At 35.7% G+C, this 17996-nt stretch carries 12 protein-coding genes; all 12 read right to left on the bottom strand.

The annotated features are described in order from the left end of the window. Window positions 1–2: 2 nt before the first annotated feature. Complete coding sequence (locus V8Q34_RS17910; RefSeq protein ID WP_335836019.1) at window positions 3–2492, bottom strand: hypothetical protein; 2490 nt, start codon at window positions 2490–2492, stop codon at window positions 3–5. Between the two features lie 12 nt (window positions 2493–2504). Further along, on the bottom strand, window positions 2505–3998 hold the full coding sequence (locus tag V8Q34_RS17915) for a TRAFAC clade GTPase domain-containing protein (RefSeq protein ID WP_335836020.1): 1494 nt from the start codon (window positions 3996–3998) through the stop codon (window positions 2505–2507). Between the two features lie 12 nt (window positions 3999–4010). Beyond that, window positions 4011–4649 carry a hypothetical protein gene (locus tag V8Q34_RS17920; protein WP_335836022.1) on the bottom strand — a complete coding sequence of 213 codons (639 nt, stop codon included), beginning with the start codon at window positions 4647–4649 and terminating at the stop codon, window positions 4011–4013. After that, on the bottom strand, window positions 4630–6840 hold the full coding sequence (locus tag V8Q34_RS17925) for a hypothetical protein (RefSeq protein ID WP_335836023.1): 2211 nt from the start codon (window positions 6838–6840) through the stop codon (window positions 4630–4632). Before V8Q34_RS17925 ends, V8Q34_RS17920 begins: the two co-directional genes overlap by 20 nt. A 55-nt stretch (window positions 6841–6895) precedes the next feature. Beyond that, window positions 6896–10327: a tubulin-like doman-containing protein gene (locus V8Q34_RS17930; protein WP_335836024.1), complete on the bottom strand. Its 3432-nt coding sequence runs from the start codon at window positions 10325–10327 to the stop codon at window positions 6896–6898. A 71-nt stretch (window positions 10328–10398) separates the two neighbouring features. After that, a complete protein-coding gene (locus V8Q34_RS17935) occupies window positions 10399–12195 on the bottom strand; it encodes a vWA domain-containing protein (RefSeq protein ID WP_335836025.1) in 1797 nt (598 codons plus the stop codon). An 18-nt stretch (window positions 12196–12213) separates the two neighbouring features. Continuing rightward, complete coding sequence (locus V8Q34_RS17940) at window positions 12214–13923, bottom strand: NADase-type glycan-binding domain-containing protein (RefSeq protein ID WP_335836026.1); 1710 nt, start codon at window positions 13921–13923, stop codon at window positions 12214–12216. 378 nt (window positions 13924–14301) lie between these two features. Beyond that, window positions 14302–14895, bottom strand: a complete 594-nt coding sequence (locus V8Q34_RS17945; RefSeq protein ID WP_335836027.1) for an accessory gene regulator ArgB-like protein — start codon at window positions 14893–14895, stop codon at window positions 14302–14304. Between the two features lie 51 nt (window positions 14896–14946). Next, window positions 14947–16266: a GHKL domain-containing protein gene (locus V8Q34_RS17950; protein WP_335836028.1), complete on the bottom strand. Its 1320-nt coding sequence runs from the start codon at window positions 16264–16266 to the stop codon at window positions 14947–14949. A 2-nt stretch (window positions 16267–16268) separates the two neighbouring features. Beyond that, a complete protein-coding gene (locus V8Q34_RS17955; protein WP_335836029.1) occupies window positions 16269–16970 on the bottom strand; it encodes a LytR/AlgR family response regulator transcription factor in 702 nt (233 codons plus the stop codon). Between the two features lie 134 nt (window positions 16971–17104). Continuing rightward, window positions 17105–17236 (bottom strand): AgrD family cyclic lactone autoinducer peptide, encoded by a 132-nt coding sequence (locus V8Q34_RS17960; RefSeq protein ID WP_227246854.1) that lies wholly within the window; start codon window positions 17234–17236, stop codon window positions 17105–17107. Window positions 17237–17342: 106 nt separating this feature from the next. Continuing rightward, on the bottom strand, window positions 17343–17792 hold the full coding sequence (locus V8Q34_RS17965; RefSeq protein ID WP_335836030.1) for a sigma factor-like helix-turn-helix DNA-binding protein: 450 nt from the start codon (window positions 17790–17792) through the stop codon (window positions 17343–17345). Window positions 17793–17996: the final 204 nt, after the last annotated feature.

The raw sequence follows: 17996 nt of genomic DNA on the forward strand, positions 1-17996 counted from the left end.
ATTTACCTCCTATTTTCATCCATTCCAAAAGGCTCTTCATTTGTACTCTTAATCTCTCTTTTTAATGTCTTCTCCTCCTCATCTTTCTTCTGCTCTTCCTGCTTTCTTTTCTTATTTTTATTAAGAGGAATAATCTTTTTCTTTTCTTTTAAAGAAATACCATCAAAAATTCTTTGCAATAAATTTTGCTCTTCTCTTTCTAATTCCCCTTCCAATCCAATTGCTCTAACAAAATCTATTTCTTCTTTTAGTGCACTGCGTTCTTCTGCATTTATATGGTTGGTCTTATAATATGACACTACAACACTTTTCATTATAGAACGTATTTCATCAATTTCCTTTATTTCCATATGGTGTGTTACATTTTTATATATTTTACTCAAGCTTAAAATTCCGCCCCACTTACTTTCCATAATCTGAATGCAGATTTCCTTCCGGTGATTCACATCATAACAGAAACATATTTCGTACAGTCCGTCGAACACCTCCTCCATATAATTTTTTTTATTCCTTTTTATTTTTTCATTTTGAAGTTGTTGCAACCGTATCCTGATTTTTTCTGTATCCTTAAGAACTTGTTTATCATTAAACATTCGTTTTAAGTCTTCAGGATTTTCACGTTTTATTTTTTTTAATCCTACATATATTTTTTCTAAATTCTTGTTCTGAAAAATAGCTGCCTGTTCCCGAAATTTCAATTCTGTTTCTGCTTTATTGCGGATATCCTCAAATTCAAAGTATTGTGGATTTTTAAGAATCTTTTTCCCCCATAAACTCAATTCTTGGAGTTCTGTATTCTCAAGTTTTTGAAAATCTCCAATTTCATTTATATAATTTTTAATTGTAATACAAAACATACTCGAAAAATCATCATTACCGACCAAATTATATTTCTCTAATGCATCCTGATATTCTTGAAAAAACTGTATCATTTCTGAAATTTCGCAATAATCCTTTTGTATAATTTTATCGAGATTTGACTGTATCATTTCTGCATACTCTTTACTCTTAAAAAACATACATTGCAACTGATTTATCTCATCTATATTTGCAAGTACACAGACAAATTTATCTTTAGCATTTGTCAGTGTTTCCAGTTTCTTCAGAAGTTTTTTATTTTCATAAGATTTTGTTGCCTCAAAATATTTGCTGTCATTATAAATTGATTCTTTTATCCTGTCATTTAATTCTCTCATATCCTCAGTGAAATGCATCACAGGAATAAAGCTTTCATGATCTTCATAAACCTTTCCACAAAAATGACTTACTATATCATCCTTAATATTCGGAAGAATAGCATAAAACATTTTCAGCATCCAGTCCTCTTCACCGTTTTCACGAAAACGATACATATAAGTTTTAGCATATTCCTCCATATCTTTCCGGATTTGGACACGTAGTTTCGGCACCATATCTAGAATATCATCCAGAATTGCCCTCCATTCATTTCCTTTATACAAAATATGATTCTCTGTAATAAGAATGTTTCTGGCATTCCAGAACTGCATAAGACGTTTTATCTGTAATGGTGTAAATGCTTTATGAATTTCTCCATACGCTAATAACATTGCTGTAATACTTTGATAGTATTCCGTCTGTCCCTCACCGAATATAAAGTATTTAAAGTTTTCCACAATTTTCTTTATATCCGGGTCATCCAACTCCGGCACATATGGCATCTGCTGATTCTTCTTATCAAAAATATAATATCTTACTTCTTGTGAAATATAAGAACGGACATTTTCGGTGGTTCTCGGAATAAAAATCATCTGCATATTTGCAGGAAAAAGATTCTGCATAGAAGAACAATATGTCATATAACCACAGTTTTCTTTCAGCCATAAAGGCAAATTTTGAAACATACATTGTACCAGCTTCCGTGCCATATCTGTTCCCTTTTTATTATTTTCGGGCAAGACCAGACATATTCTTTTTTCCTGACTGCCACAGGAAGTCAAAACTGCATATATAAAGGTATTATAATCTTCTTTTTCTATGCCAAATACAGCCAACAGTTCCTGCAGGCTTTCCTCCATTATTTCTTCTTTTCCAAAAACCTCCTGGTTTTTATCATCATAACACTGTACTAATTTCCCTTGTTCCGGTTTCTTCACATCTTCTAAGCGGCAGCAATAAGGACTTACGAAAAACAGCCGGTTATCCTCTCCCATCACTTCCTGCTGACTTTCATTTGTAAAAATATACTGATGTCCGAAAATAGATGGCCGATTTCCACTCAACGGACTCTCACCAGGCAAAAGATAAGTAGTTTTACCGGTAATAGAAACGTATCCATTTGCTAATTCTCCGGAATAGTAATAATAACATTCCGGTCTGAAATTTATGTCAATATCAGGAACTGTTTTATAAAATATAGTTCTCTGCAGACTGTCTTCATCGCTTTTTGAAAACACATTTTTATCCAGCTCGTTTATACTTCCATATGCTTTTCCACTTGATTGGTCGCGGCCATGCAAATATTGATATATCATGTTCTCCCCTCCTTAGATAATACTCCTCTCTACAACCTGCCATCCTCTCATGCTGCCCCAAAAATTAGCACACTTACTTTTTCTCAAATCTTCCAGACGGTTCTGGAAAGATCCATTCAGCTCATTCTGATAGTAATAAGTCTCTACCACTCTTGTTTCTTCTTTTTTATTTTTCAGCACTTCTCTGTATTTAAAGGGGATACAGCCGGATTGGCTCAATAACCAGTAAAGGGGTTCTGTAACACGATACGGCGCAATCTGCCCTTCTACACGTTTTACAGTTCTTTCCATTCCACTATCCTCAATTATTACCTTTTCAGGTGTTTTTCCAAGCGCAGATACTACAAAATAATTAAAGGTTTCGAAACTTCCTTCCACCACATTGCAAAGTGTCTCAGCTCCTAGTTCTGCCATCAGTCTAGGAATAACATGATTCAGATTTGCTGCCACTTCTTTGTTGAAAAATCCCGGATGTTTTTCATTTCCCTGGTCATCCTCCAACACCTGCTGATACTTCTCACTGCCGCGCACTACACCGATTTCTTTTAACATATCCGATTTTGTAAGAACCACTGCTGCAGGTATCTTTGCCTTTTTCTCATGGGTTCCTGCAATCAGATACTGGTCAATTGCCGTGAGGATTTCCTGTTGATATCGCTGTGAGATATTATTTTCCCCATCAATTGAGTTTTTTACCTTTGCAAACCGTGTAGGATCAATTAGAAACAGCAGCCCTGATGAAGCTTTCAGATGATATCCGTTGCGCCGGAGTGATTCCTTCTCCCGACAATCTTCACCTGCAATATCACAAAAGACAATAAGATAAGAATGTTCTTTACCATCTGAGGTTTTATATTGATACAAAAACGGCATGGGTGGAATTTTTTCTCTTTCTGTTGCTCCATGCATTTCTTTTTTATCCAGCAGTTCATTTATGTTTCCGAAATACATTTTCTTTTCTTCCATTGTTCCCATAAATTTCATAGTTCCTTTAAAATAAGAATCGTTTTGAAGCATCTCTTCCAACATCGTAAGATAAATACTCTTTCCCACGTCAGTATCTCCAATTACAGAAATCAGCTTCATTTCATACTCACCTGCATGTTCCATAACACGGTTATGGCAATAAGGGCATAATCTCTCTTCCAGTTCCTGTCTCTGATATTTTACTTTTGTTACATATCCGTATTCTTGGTACTCCTCTTGATTAAACCATACCTTTGTATTGTCTGTATAATCAATAGAGACCGCCGGAAGCCTCATGGCATTTGCCTTTGCATCCGTCTCTGTATATCGAAGACATTCTATGTAATAATTTGCCAACTGTTCATCTACTTCAAGACCACTGATGCTATTTCCTATTTCTTTCTTTTTCCATACATTTTCATACCCTTCATAATTGGCCTCAGCAGGCTCTTCCGTCTTGGAAAGTGGCTTCATCAGTCGGAAATCCACTTGATTCGGCTCAAATTCTTTACAGCAGTACGGGCATATAATCTTTTTCATATGTAATTCCTCCTAGTTTCTCAATATTACTTCCGCATATTTTTTTTGTTCTTCTGACAGTTCAACTATAATCTGTTCATCTTTCTTTATAAATATCTCGAACCTTGTTTCCTGTCCAAATGTCTCCAGATCCAGAGTATAAATCAGATTATCACGGCCTGCGCCCCGGCATCGGTAACACAAATAATTTTCTTCAGCTGCCCCTATGTTTGTAAACATAAGAATTGCCTTTTTAACCGGTAGTGTTTTCAACCCCCACAAACTCTTCAATGGTTCATAAGTCACACGGTAGTATAATTTTATTTTTTTACGATACCTCTCTGTTCTATTTCCTTTCTTCTGGTTTACAATGCATAAATCACCACTGCATTTTTTAGCAGGAAACAGTGCAAATCCGAGGCTTTCCTCCCTGATCTGAATTTTATGGGAAATCCCAAAAGAATCGTCATATATAGTTTTAGGTACTTTTTTTTCAACCAATTCTTCCAGTGAAAACTCTTCATTATCCTCTATGTCAAAAATAACACATAAATCATACTCCCTATTTCTAGCAAATTCCCATTTTACCACCGCCTCATTACTGTCTAAAACATTACCGGAAACATTGGTAATCATATCTTCTTCTGTAAAATCATTTATTATTTTTATCATATTTTATCTCCACTCCGCCCTTATCGGCCAGTCTATCATATGTTTTTTTGTAAACATCGTATGCATGGAGATCTGCCAGATCAAAACATCCCTCAATAAAAAGAACATCCATATCCTCATAATAAGTTTCATAAAATATTTTCATTCTATGGCTTTCTTTCAGTTCTGCCATTCTCTGGTTCGTTGCAGTGACAAATGAATTATTTTCCTTAACCAGAAAGCACACTTCCCTGTATGGGTCTGTAAAACTATGCTGGTCCACCATAAATACTTGATTATCCATTATAGTGTTAAAAGCAAAATCATAAACCATCTGATCAGTTTCAAATTCCCTATAATTTTTCAAACGAAGCAGCATTTCCTCTGAAAAATCCCTATGGAATTCCGACCTTGTAAAAATATTCTGTTCACAAAAATCCAAAACTTTGGAAAACAATTCTTCCACCGTAAAGTTTCCATTTCCAATAGACTGGTTCACATCCCGGAGAAACCTTTTGAAATCCTCATTATTATCCAGGATTTTTTCTGTAATCATTTTATAATAGTGCTCACAGTTACCCACTCTCAGCTCCAGTTCATCCTCCACTGCACACCTGATATTCTCCTGCAATTCTTCGGAAGTGCGACGAACCGAGTCTGCAATGGTCATATATTTTTCTGCCACCCTCCGTAGCCCTTTATCCATCTGATCCACTAATTGGATTCTTGCTTTACTATACAAAACCCTTTGTTTCTTCTGCAAATAAGATCCTGCTAATGCATACAAAATTTTTGAATCTTTACTGTACTCTGCTTTATCTTTTAACTGCTTCAATGGAAATGCAGAAAGCTCCCAGCTCTTCAGCCCATTCACCTCCGCATCATACATTTGACCGTTGTATTCCTTTTCCTTATTCAATACACACAGCATTTCATTAACCACTTTACATATTTCAAAAATGGAAAAATTCTCTGTAAAATACAACTCATTAATTCTTTTTTTTAACTGAGATATTTTAGAAGTCATAAACTCATTTTCCTGAGCCTGGAAACGTTTTGTACAATTTATTTCCAACATCAAATCCAGATTTCTTCCATAAATTTTTCTTATGCCCTCCCCTGCCGGCATATTGGCAAGTTCCGTTCCTTTATATTTTTTACTTCTGATAACCCCTTCCCACGTAAGCTCGTCAAAAGGAATTTGGGGAAGAATCTGATTCAAAGACTGGTTAATACCTTCCTTGCTGATTTCAAATCGCTGTATATACTGCGGTATATCCAGTTGTTCTCTCTCCTTCATCATTTTCAGAAAAACCGTGCGGTACACGATTAAAGTAATTATTTCCATGATTCCCTCTAACTTAAAAGAACCTATGGAATAAAAAGTCCCTTCCTTTGACTCAGCATTCTTCTTCATATCTTCATCTTTATACGACTCATAATCTCCCTGGACATCTGCCGGAACTCCATCTTTAAGAATAGTCATCAGTGCAGCATCATAAAGCATTTCATAAGTCGCAGAAGATTCCCTGTTTAAAATTCCTTGACTGTTCATATTGGACATGCAGTAAGCCATGGAAATCTTTTTTTCATTTACCATACTTTCCGTCTCTTTCAAGGTCAGGTAAGTGAATGCTTTTTTTTCCATTCCAAAATCCGTACTGGAATAAGCTGCCTGATCCAAAAGTAAAAAAACATCAATATTGCATCCGGAAGGATAAAATTCTACAAATGAATCACGAATCCCTTCTGTTATTTGCTGTAGCAGACAGGCTATCTTATGGTCTGCTTTCACAAAGATATTAATGTGTATTCTTCCTTTATGTATAAACGGCACTTTTGATGCATGATTAAATACATATATGGCAAAATCCTGCAGCTTTGGTTCCAGAACAAAAGCTCTCTTCATCTTTTCCTGCAGAGCCTCTCTGGCCAAAAGGGTATACTCCTCTTCATCCAATTCCTTTATCTGCTGGTTCTGATACTCCTGTGCAGTAAACTCTTCCAACAAATTTTGCTGACCAAAAAATGTATAGAATATTTTTTCCTGTCCGCCCACTCTCTCCTCCAATGTATCTGACAAGGCATGAATCTCTTCTTTAGTGAAAACACCCAGGAAATAATTCAAGACAGGTTTTTTCAGCTTAATAAACTCCTGCTTTTTTTTTCGTTTCAGCTTCTGCTTTTTTTCAATAAATTCTATGAAATTCATCTTTTATCTCCTTTTGAAGAGTGGCATTGGGGAAATTCCCACAATGCCACTTTTCTTAAAAGTTATTGTACTCTGCTTCTGCAATTTCTTCCAGCATACGGTATACTTTCAGATAAGCTTCTCCGTCGTCAATCTCACGATAATCTACTTTCAAATCATATAAAATATCTTTCAGATTTTTATGATATTCCTCTGCCCATAATTTCATTTTATCGTAGTCCTCGTCTGAACGACTCATCTCCCTGCGTATAGAATCTATCTGCTGTTCTATTTCATCTCTCTGCCTGCGATCCAATTTTGAATATGCTTGATACAGATAGAAATCCGCATATCTGTTCTGTCTTCCACTAAGTTCTATAAACGACTGCACCTCCCCACGGCGGTTCAAATATACATATTCTATTCTTTTCTTAAAAATAAGATGCAGATACATAGCTTTCACATAGTTTTCCGCCACGCTGTCATCTACAGTAATCTTGTTCAGTGTTTCACGACAGTATTCATAGTTTTCAACCATCTCTTTTATCTTGTTTCTTATATCGAACATCTGTATGAATATATTCTTAGCAAATGCAATATTAACTCTTTCATTTCCATTTTCATCAACAGTTTCATCTGGAATCAATTCTGGTATCTCGTGAGATTCATTTAGCCGGTTCACATCCGTCATGGCCTCCTTCAGCTTTATACAGCATCTTTTTGCGGCCCCCATATCCAATACTTCACTATCAGGATTTAAATTTTCCAATTTCAGTATATTATCCACAGGTATAGGATTTCCCCAGTAACAATATGCTTTTATGGCCATATGATCGATTACGATAAAACCATACTTGACAGCTTTATCAAATACTTCCCTATATATCCTATTTCTTCTTTTTTCCTCCTCAATACAGAATCCTGAGACCCATTCTGATTCGGGATACGGAGAAGGCAGCTCATTCCAATCTACATTATTAAACTTATTTTTCTCAAACAAATGGAGACCTGGTGAATTTTTAGCTAACTGATCATAGTTCTCATAGCAGTCCTGTATATCTGCATAAAAGCTCAGAGGTGTGGCGCTCAAAAAATTCATCATAAAGATTCGCTCTAAAATACCACTTTGCTTCACAATGCTATCCTTGTTCACCTTATCCTTCATACACTTAATCATTTGCGGTGAATTATTAGGAATTGATGCAAACGAATACCCAGGCTGAGGAACAGGTACCGCAAAACTGTTTGAAGTAGGGAACATGATATTCGCCCTGCTGTGCAATTTATCGACAATCTCATCACAATAAGATGCTAAAGTCTTTCCCTGGGATACTGCATAAAAATTAAGATAATAATCCATAGATTTATTCAATATATTCGCAAAGGCTTCTGATATAAATTGGTTCAGACTCTGCACCATATCTTCTTTCCGCTCTCCTGACCAAATGTCCGCATTATCAAACAGATACTGATAAAACCCCCGTATAAAAGAATCCAAATCCACGTTTAGATTATCGTCCACAGACATTCTTTTTTCCAATGCTTCAATAAATTTAGGTGTATTTACCAGCGACCAGGACATTGTCTGGTTTCCTGACGCGTCAGCATCTATTGTTGTCTCAGTCTTAATAGACGCATACTTCTGAAATAGCTCTACAAGAGTTCCCAACAATTCAGCAACAGAATCATATATGGCATTATTTTTTGCAATAAATGAATTCCTGTATGCATTGCAAATATCAGCCAGCTTCTCAAAGGCGTAAGCTGTCATTTTCATCTGATACTGATTCTCAAGAGCTTTTATATACGCATTCCGAAGCTTTTCTTTAGCTCCCGGAAGGATTGGAGAACTGGAAATCAGATTATTTAATGCCATATCAGCTTGCTTGGCAGCAGCATCAATTTGATTTCCCGTAGGACGGGAAGACATGAACTTCTGTGCCATGGTATCAAGTGCCTTTGTAACACTCAAATGATCGGATGTTGTATACAGGCATTGCTGTGCATAAATGGGACCGTATTCCAAATTCCTAAAAAGATTATTGATTATGTTGTTTTGTTCTTGTATTCGGGAGTCCATCTGCTCTACCATTTTCCCTGCATTATGGTTAATATATTCTACCTGTCGTGTATATGCAGCCCTAAAATCAGTTGTTATCATATCAGGGGTCTGTTTGATCAGAGCAAATGTATGCCTGTCTAAATTCTGAACCCTGGGAAGATTGGACAACAACAACATTTCCTGATTTTTGGACTCCAACCCAAAATATTCCAGAACCTTTACAACCTCTGCATCCACAGGCCGTCTGTTCCAAAACTTATCTATTTTTTTAAATGCCAGATAGGTCATATAGCTCATAATATCATCCAAAGGCAAAATAGCGGAAGATGCTCCCGCAATACTGTATGAATATGAAACCGGACGCCTGTTTTTCCCAAGCAGTGCTTTATAAGTAATCCTGTTATTTACTTCATTAGAAAGAAAAGAATTAATGGCAAAAGAATTACCACCTGCATTGTTTGCAGGTTCTGAGGCAACAAAGTTTAAAACAGTTTCTGCTGCTACATTGATGACATAATCATATGAATTACCGGTCTGAATTACCCCCTGTTTGTCTTTTACAGACATCAATATACAAGTATCATAAGGGGATACTGCAGCCGCATTATTTATTCCCACGGAATAAAGACCATATTCCTGTACAAATTTGTCTCCCATTTTGGGAGCATTCATAAGGTATTCCAGTTCCTTCAGGGCAGCATAACCATTTTTCTTCAAAGCAGCTTTATTTACTCCTCCTATTCCCGGTTTGCTGCAGTTTACATCCGGCATAAATAATACACCTGTAAAATTTACCGGACGCATAGAATCCAGTTTACTGGCAACAGACCGTATAATATAAGGTACATCAAGAAATGTTCCGCTTCCTGTTCCGCCGCAAATCCCTGCAAACAGGAAAACATAAAGCGGTGTAGAATTATTATAAGTGCTTGATATTCTTCTGATTTTTTCTTCAATAACCTCTGTTGCAGCCTGGATATTCTGCATTAACATCAATCTGCCCAACTGCCTCACCCCTCCGGCTCCGTTGATAACCTGTTCATTGGATATATTGGTGTTTAACCAGGATCGTATGGAACTTGGCAGTCTGTCCGGATTCTTTACAATCCCTGCTACATCCTGACAGGTATATATTTGCAGCTCTTTATTACTCTTATTGAGACTCACCCCCTGAAGAGATTTTGTTTCGTCATCCTTATCCGTATCAATGGCCAGATACTCTATATTCCGTGGTTTATCAGTAAAAACATCACCACTTTTTTGGCAATTCAAAGTATCGTAAATTAGCTTTTTTGTAGCCAGTAAAGCATCAAAACCTGTACCTCCCAGTCCCACAATCAAAATGGGAGCATCCAGAGCATTAGACTTATTGGCTACTGTGGAAAGCCTTCCGCCTCCGTCATAGTCCATACTCGCTTTTAGCTTTTTCTTTTGTTCAATGTCCATATCCTATTCTCCTTTTATTATCATTTTTATTAATCGTACATAAACAAAGTTTCCGCTAGTTTTATTATGTTTTACATTGCCTCTTGAGAAGTAAAAGTAATTTTCAATGTTATATCTTCCAGATCTCCATGTTTTGTAATCAAAACAAATTCATTCTCCTGAAGCTCTGCCTTTTTCACTGGTGCTCCTCCATATCCCGGACACATATCGCATTGGGAATTATTAGTGATCAACAGTGAATTATTTGTCTTTGGATTTGTTCCCACATATATCTTCTCAAGACCCATTGTTTGTGCTGACATATCTGTTACAATTTTACTTAAACGCACGTCCCCTTTTTCATAACCCAAATTGTAATTTTGCGTTCTGGAACCTGCACCGAAATTATCATTATCAATCATGGACCATAAAACATCTCCAAAATTTCTATGGTTTTTCTTTTTTATCATTGTAATCGCCACACCTATCAGGGCTGCTAAAAGCAAAAGAACAACCACACCCAATGCCACGGGCAGAATGCTTGATTTATTCTCCGTCTTTTTACTAGCATCTTTATCATTCTGCTTTGCCGCTTTACCATCTACTGCTTTAGTACCATCAATCACAATCGGCTCAGATTCTCGGTATAGACTGTCACTTTCAGCCAAAACCAAAATTTCAGTATCACCGACTTCCGGAATCGGTATTTCTCCATTAAAAGAAGTACTGTTTAAAGTAAGATCATATGTTTCTTCTTTCTTATTATTTTTTACTTTCGCTACTGTTTTGAACTGTTTGTACAGCCCTTCATCTTCCACCTTCTGTCCTTCATTTTCAAAATATGCTTCAATAACCGCCTTCCCCTTTTCGCTTTTCACCTCAGCTTTTAATTCCAGTTTGTAATTAAAAATCATATTAACATGGATACTACATCCTTCTTCGCCTTTAACACGCAGTATCCAGTCACCCTTTTCCGGAGAATATATTTTAAGAATTCCATATTTATCAGATTGGCTAAACGAAGCTTTTTCTCCCCCTATTTTCACTTCTTTACTCTTATTGTCCAGAAGTTCTATTTCATGCACCTTTTTGGTAGACAGCATAATAACATTTGCTTCGACAACATTGTCATTCGAGATATTAAATTTCAAATCAGAGAAATTTTTGCCATCAGTTTGAATGGTTCCGACTTCGATTGTTATGGAATTGATAAAATCCGCAAATATTTCATTAAAAATGTCGGGTAGCCCAGCTGCATCAGTAACTACATAACTACGTCCAAGCGTCTGGTCAGCCATTCCTTTAATCAGTTCTGTATCCACTTCTCCGTTAACATTCAATCCAATTGTATAAATCTTTACCCCCATATCAGATGCATTTGTGATAGAAGATGCCGTATCTTTCAGAGAAGCCTCTTTAGTCCTGATTTCACTCTTTGGCAAATCAATTTGTCCGTCTGTAAAAAATAGAATAAGCTGATTCCTGTTTTTGTCGCTTTCTTTTTTCAATATATCACAGCTCTTTTTTAGCGCTAGGCCAATATCTGTATCACCGTCCTTGTTATAAACTAATTTATCCAGTTTTGCTTTCAGGACTTCTTTCTGCTCCAGTGTATTTGCATCTTTAAGTTCTGTCACATCACCCAGTTCATGGGTAAACGGTACAATTGCCACACGGGAAGATCCATTTTCCATTAAGTCTACATACATTTTAGCAGCCTCAATGGCTACACGTTCCGGATCGTTTCTTGTCATGGAACCACTTCCATCTAAAACAATTACTACATCCATTCCTTTCTCAGCATAATCACTTTTTGCTGCCAAGACAGTAACACTTTCCATAAATATTAATATCAATACTGCCCAAAAACATCTTAAATACTTTTTCATATCTTTTTCCATCCTCTGTCAATTTTTATAAAAATCAAATCCTGCTATACTTAACCTATTATCCTTTTCCCCATTATATATATCTTCTACTTCTATTTTTAGTACGTTCGGGGTTATTTGTTCTGGCAATGGAATATTGAAGCCCAGAGGTTCAAATCTATCCTCCAATTCTATATAATATTCTCTCTTGTTCGCTGTTATCTTAAGCTTCTTCATTCTGCTGTTTGCCTTATAACTTTCCTCAGATGTCAAATCTCCGTTTCCAACATGTATCATATCTATCAGCATATCTTCCTGGTTCAAATCAAATACAAATGTAAACTCTGGAAGAATTTCCTTCTCATTCTTCCATACTGTTGAACTTCTCCAATCTCCCAATGCCTTTAATCCTTCCCTGTCCTCCATTGCTTTTCCTTCAATACTCCCCTGAATATCCAAAACCCCTTTATATTGCGGATAATACAAAGTCAATACATTGGCTGCCACTTGTATTTCTGTTCTATCTTCTTTCTCGCCCACTATTACCGGTTCACCATTCACATTTATATCCCATCCTCTTACTTTAAAAACCGTTTTATTTGCTCCCTGTTCCGTATCCTGTGTAAACTGGGCAAGAAGATTTTCCTGTATTTTTCTCTGGCGTGAGCCGTATTCATCAGCCGCATATACTTCCATATTAGAATGTTCCAGAAAGTCACCTAACTTACCAACAACATTCTCCAAAACGCTTTTCGCAGTATGTAAAACCGGAATCTTTTCATTTGTCTGAAAAGCTATCAAGCATATAGACAACAGAATCAGAACAAAGTGTCTGAATTTTAACCATGTTCTGGGGAAAACCGTATTCGCATTCAAGCACTTCTGGCATCTGTCCTGCCAATTACTCTCTCTGTATGGGACAATATCCAAAAAAAGGTCATCAAAATCATCATCAAAATCCTTCTTCAATTGTATTTTTTTCCCTATTATATTCAATTGTTCGCATATTTCATTCACTTTCGCTTTCACAAGGCTCCTTTGTTTCAGCAATTCTTCACGGCACCTTTGTATATCCCAAATACGAGGTAATGTAAATATTCCAAATACCAGACGAAACAGGAAATATACTATTGCCATACCTGCAACTCCTCTGGAAACCCAAACAATACTATTGCTTATCAATGTGTCTGGCTTCATTTTAAAAAGCTCAATACTGAAATAGAAAATTACAATACCACAAAACAGCTTAAATATAGCGAACGGAATCAGAGGTCCATTCATCTTTTTCCCATATTTACCTGCCATCTTCCCAAACATTTCATCCAATGTGTTAGAAAGCTTTATCTCTTCTTGTTTAGCGGATTCTACCCACTTATTCGACACGTCATTCTGTATACTTTCCCAAAACTTATCTGCCCGTTCTTTATTCTGTAGACCACCCAAATTTATATATATAGGAAAAGGAACTGCCATACCATTATTGTTATAACAAAATTTATACCGGACATCTCGAAAAGCTATGCCTGTCATGCCATTTCTAATCAAAACAGTTTTTAAAGGGTCATCACAAAGCATCTGTATAAATATCAGATAATAATCCCTCATTTCTTTTCTGCCATTTTCTGTTGATAAATCACATGCCTTAATCATTATTTTTAATTTATTAGAATTTTCATCCAAATAATAATAATGTTCCAAATTATTTTGTAACCATTCTAAATATATATCCAGAACATCTTCTCTTTCCACCTATATATCTCCTTCCCCATATTAACAAAATTACACATCTATAATACTCAATTAAATTTTTTACACATCTGTTCTGCAACCACTTATTCCGCTTTATAAACTTAAATACTCCGTAGACATAAATTAACAACGCTGATTATAACTTGTAAATACGGTGTTTATCTTTAACTCTATTATGCATAACAATACAATTTTATCTATTCTATCGTCATAATTTGTAACATTTTAACACAATTTCCACATATATAGCCGATTTTGTCCTAAAAGGTAATAAAAATAGCGCCAATGGTAATCATTACCATCCGCGCTATTTTTATTGCATCCAGATATCATTTATTTAATTCTTATCCCAATATTTTCTCCAAAATATCATATAATTCAAACGATTTTCCCTTTCTCGCCTGGTATCCATCGAACAAACTTTGCTGCAAGCATCGAAAGTGAAACTACACCCACTCCAATTATCATAGAATAGCCAATAATAGTACAGCCTTTTGAATACAAAGCTAACCAAGTACCCATAACGACATCACCAACAGCAATCCCTCTCACGAACAATTTCATTTTTTGAAATCGTTGTTCACTCATTGTAACATTCTCATGCATGATTGGTGCCAATGCAAAAATAATAACCAGCGATACAATAGCGATAAACAAAATAATTAAATCATTAACATGAGGAATGATCTGAATGACTGCCCACCATCCTATATACATTATCAGAAAACAACGTAAATGTGTTTTAGCATGATATCCACCACCACAGCTTTGTAACGGAATCACAACGATCAGCAATACAATACTTTCAAGCAATCGACCTACAAATATACCCGATATAAGCACAACTGCCATATTAATTGCAGAAGACAAAATCAACTCAAAACCATATTCATATATATCTCTGTCGAAATCATTGATAATCTCTTCTGACACCCAATAATTTACTGTTTTTTGTATAATTCTCGAAAACATCGTCACTCCACCCTCCCCCAAAAACTGTATTTTTCAATCTTACTTTACTTATTACCCAGCACCGGGTGGTATCAGAGGCAGCATTATATGTGTTTCAAATACACCATTCTCATGTGACCGTAAAACATGTCCCTGATGCTTAGCTACGATAGCATCAATATGAGATATACCAATCCCATGAAAAGGCTCCTTCTTTGTCGTAATATAACGATTACCTCGACACTGTATTTCATTATTATAACTATTGCACACAGATATCAGCAAGTTCTTCTTTTTAACAAAAAGTGAGAAGTCAATAAATTTTCTTTCGGCTGCGTCCTCCATATGAATACAGGCTTCAATCGCATTGTCAAGCAAATTCCCCACTAATGCACAAAGCTCATTATCACTAATAAAGTTATTTTCCGGATAAACTGCTTGCATTGTAACTTCAATATTATGTGATCTGGCCAAACATAGCTTTGAACTAACGATGGCATCAAGTGCTAAATTCCCCGTTTGTAACATAATCGTACTTTTATAGGTTTCACCATACATATTATCAATATATTCAAGTGCTTTTCGTGTCTCTGCATTATCTACTAATATACGCAATGCATTTAGATTATTTTTATAATCGTGCTGCCAGGTACGCATATCTGAGTAAATATTATCAATCTCCTTTAAATAGTTCGCTTCCAATTTTGTACGTTGCAATTTCATGGCTAATTCTACATATTTCATCTCTTCACGGATAAATAATTCATAAATCATAAATACTGCAACTATCACCAGTAAAGCCCCTATTGCAAGCCAAACAAGTAATTTATTTTGTTGCGCTTGTAGGTCAGTGAACTCCACATACATGCGTACCAGAAAAAGGAAAATAAAGTCAACCAATACTACTCCGCTCAGCACAATTACAGGACCTTTTTGTAAATCCCGAATATTTTCATGTCTTTTAGATAGAATATAGAATACAACCACTTGCATCATTTTAATAAATAACATTGCCAGCAATCGTGATGTATCCTGATATTCTAAGGTATGAGCTATTGTTGTTGATTTAACAGAAGAAGCCAATCCAGCTCCTATGATGGACGTACCAATCTCAATTGAACATACCATCAATACCCCGAAAATTTTTTGTAGTATCGTTCCATATTTGAAAATCAGTAAATACATAAACATGATGCTGTAAATTATGATACTGTATATTGTAATGGCAGAATTAGTAGCAATTAAACCGCAGACTACTAATAGAGTCCATACACCCAATTGCGGCCAAAATGATCTGTATTTTGACTTAAAACGGCTGTTAAGAAAATATATACAAACAAGATTATCCACTAACATGGAAACAGTTTCAGCAATTATCCATTCTCTGTTCATTTTTATTCCTTAAATAAATTTACAAAAGTATCATTTACGTATTTAGAATTATTACGACTAATTGGCAGCTTTTCGCCGGTTGACAATAAAATACTATCTTTGTACACACAATCAGCCTTAAGAAGATTTACAATATAGGAGCGATGACTACGTACAAAATTAGACGGGAGTAACTTGGCCATTTCTTCTGCTGTTATACGTATTTTAAATATTTGCTGCTTCGTATGTAATTCAGCAGTATGCGAAATCATTTTGATATAATATATATCGCTGCAGTGTAACTTAACTTGACCAGAATCACTTGTTACTATTATTATATCTTTTTCACAGGAAACCCAAATATTATATGCTTTATCCAATACCGAAAAGAGCTTGGCTGCTGAAATAGGTTTGACTAAATAATGGAGAGCATCAACATCATACCCTTTTGTGCTATATTGAGGATAGCTGGTTATAAATACAATAAGCATGTTTTTATCAACTTGCCGTATCTTTTCAGCCAATTTCATACCGGTCATTTCCTTCATCTTTATATCTATAAATACTATATCCACTATTGTATCAGGCCATGCGAATAAAAACTCCTCCGCACTGCCGTAACATTGTATATCTATATATACTTCACTTTCAACTGCCCACATTTTTATACATTTTGCCAATTGCTTTTGTTCAATAGTATTGTCTTCACAAATTACAACTTTCATATCCCCTCCATATCTGCCAATATGAAACACACATAAGCAGATAAACAATGTTACTGACACCCACTTTCAAACAACAAAAGTGGGTGCCAATGTCAAGGATATCACTTGCTCAAATATTTGTAAAGAATTACATACTATTTTGTGATTCTTTTAGGTACCTTAGGCTGGTACCATCCCCAATGACTTATGATACCTGCCCCTGCACGTGCAGAATACAGGGAAGCTCTTGATACCATTCCATTAATTTTTTTACCTGTTTTTTTCATTTTGTTTTCCTCCTGAATTTTAATGTGTTTTATTCCGTTCGCGCGTTACGGTTATTATCAGGGTTGTTTCACCCTTCACTATATAGCCGCCGGAGAATCGTTTTGGTCATATATTCATAAAATATTTTTTAAGTTTCTTTCGTGCTCCTAAAATAGCCTGTGCTATAACCGTTTTTGACTTGTTCAGTTCTTTTGCAACAGTTCTTTGCGTCTTACCATTAATGCACACTTCGATAAAACAATGACGTTGTATTTCCGTCAATTCATTTAATGCATTTCTTAAATCTATATCTAATTCTATTTGGTCAAATAAATCCTTTTTATCTGCCACTTGTCCGCCATTTTCAAAAACACTTTCATATGATACAGGTATTCCTGTATATTTATGTGTTCTAAAATGCTTACGCTCCATATGATCTTCTAGTTTGTTAATATAAAGTACTTTGGGAGCATTTTCCGGCTTTACACCAGCAAATTCAAGATACGATCTTTCAATTTCTCCTTGTACCTCCACCTCATATCTCTGATCATCTAAAAATGTAAAAACAATAATCATAATATACCTCCTCGCCAGCGGAAACTAACGAGGTCATATATTATTCCTCAAGCTCAGTACTTTACTTGCCAAAAGACTAATGCAAAAGTACCGATACCATAGCCACACAAAAAGACCCCGATTCCGCTATTTTTTTTATTAGCGGAACCCAAGTCCGAACCAACATTGTTTTTGTACAGCTATAAGAAATTATGATATAATTGT

Source organism: Blautia sp. JLR.GB0024 (assembly GCF_037000545.1).
GTDB lineage: Bacteria > Bacillota > Clostridia > Lachnospirales > Lachnospiraceae > Blautia > Blautia celeris.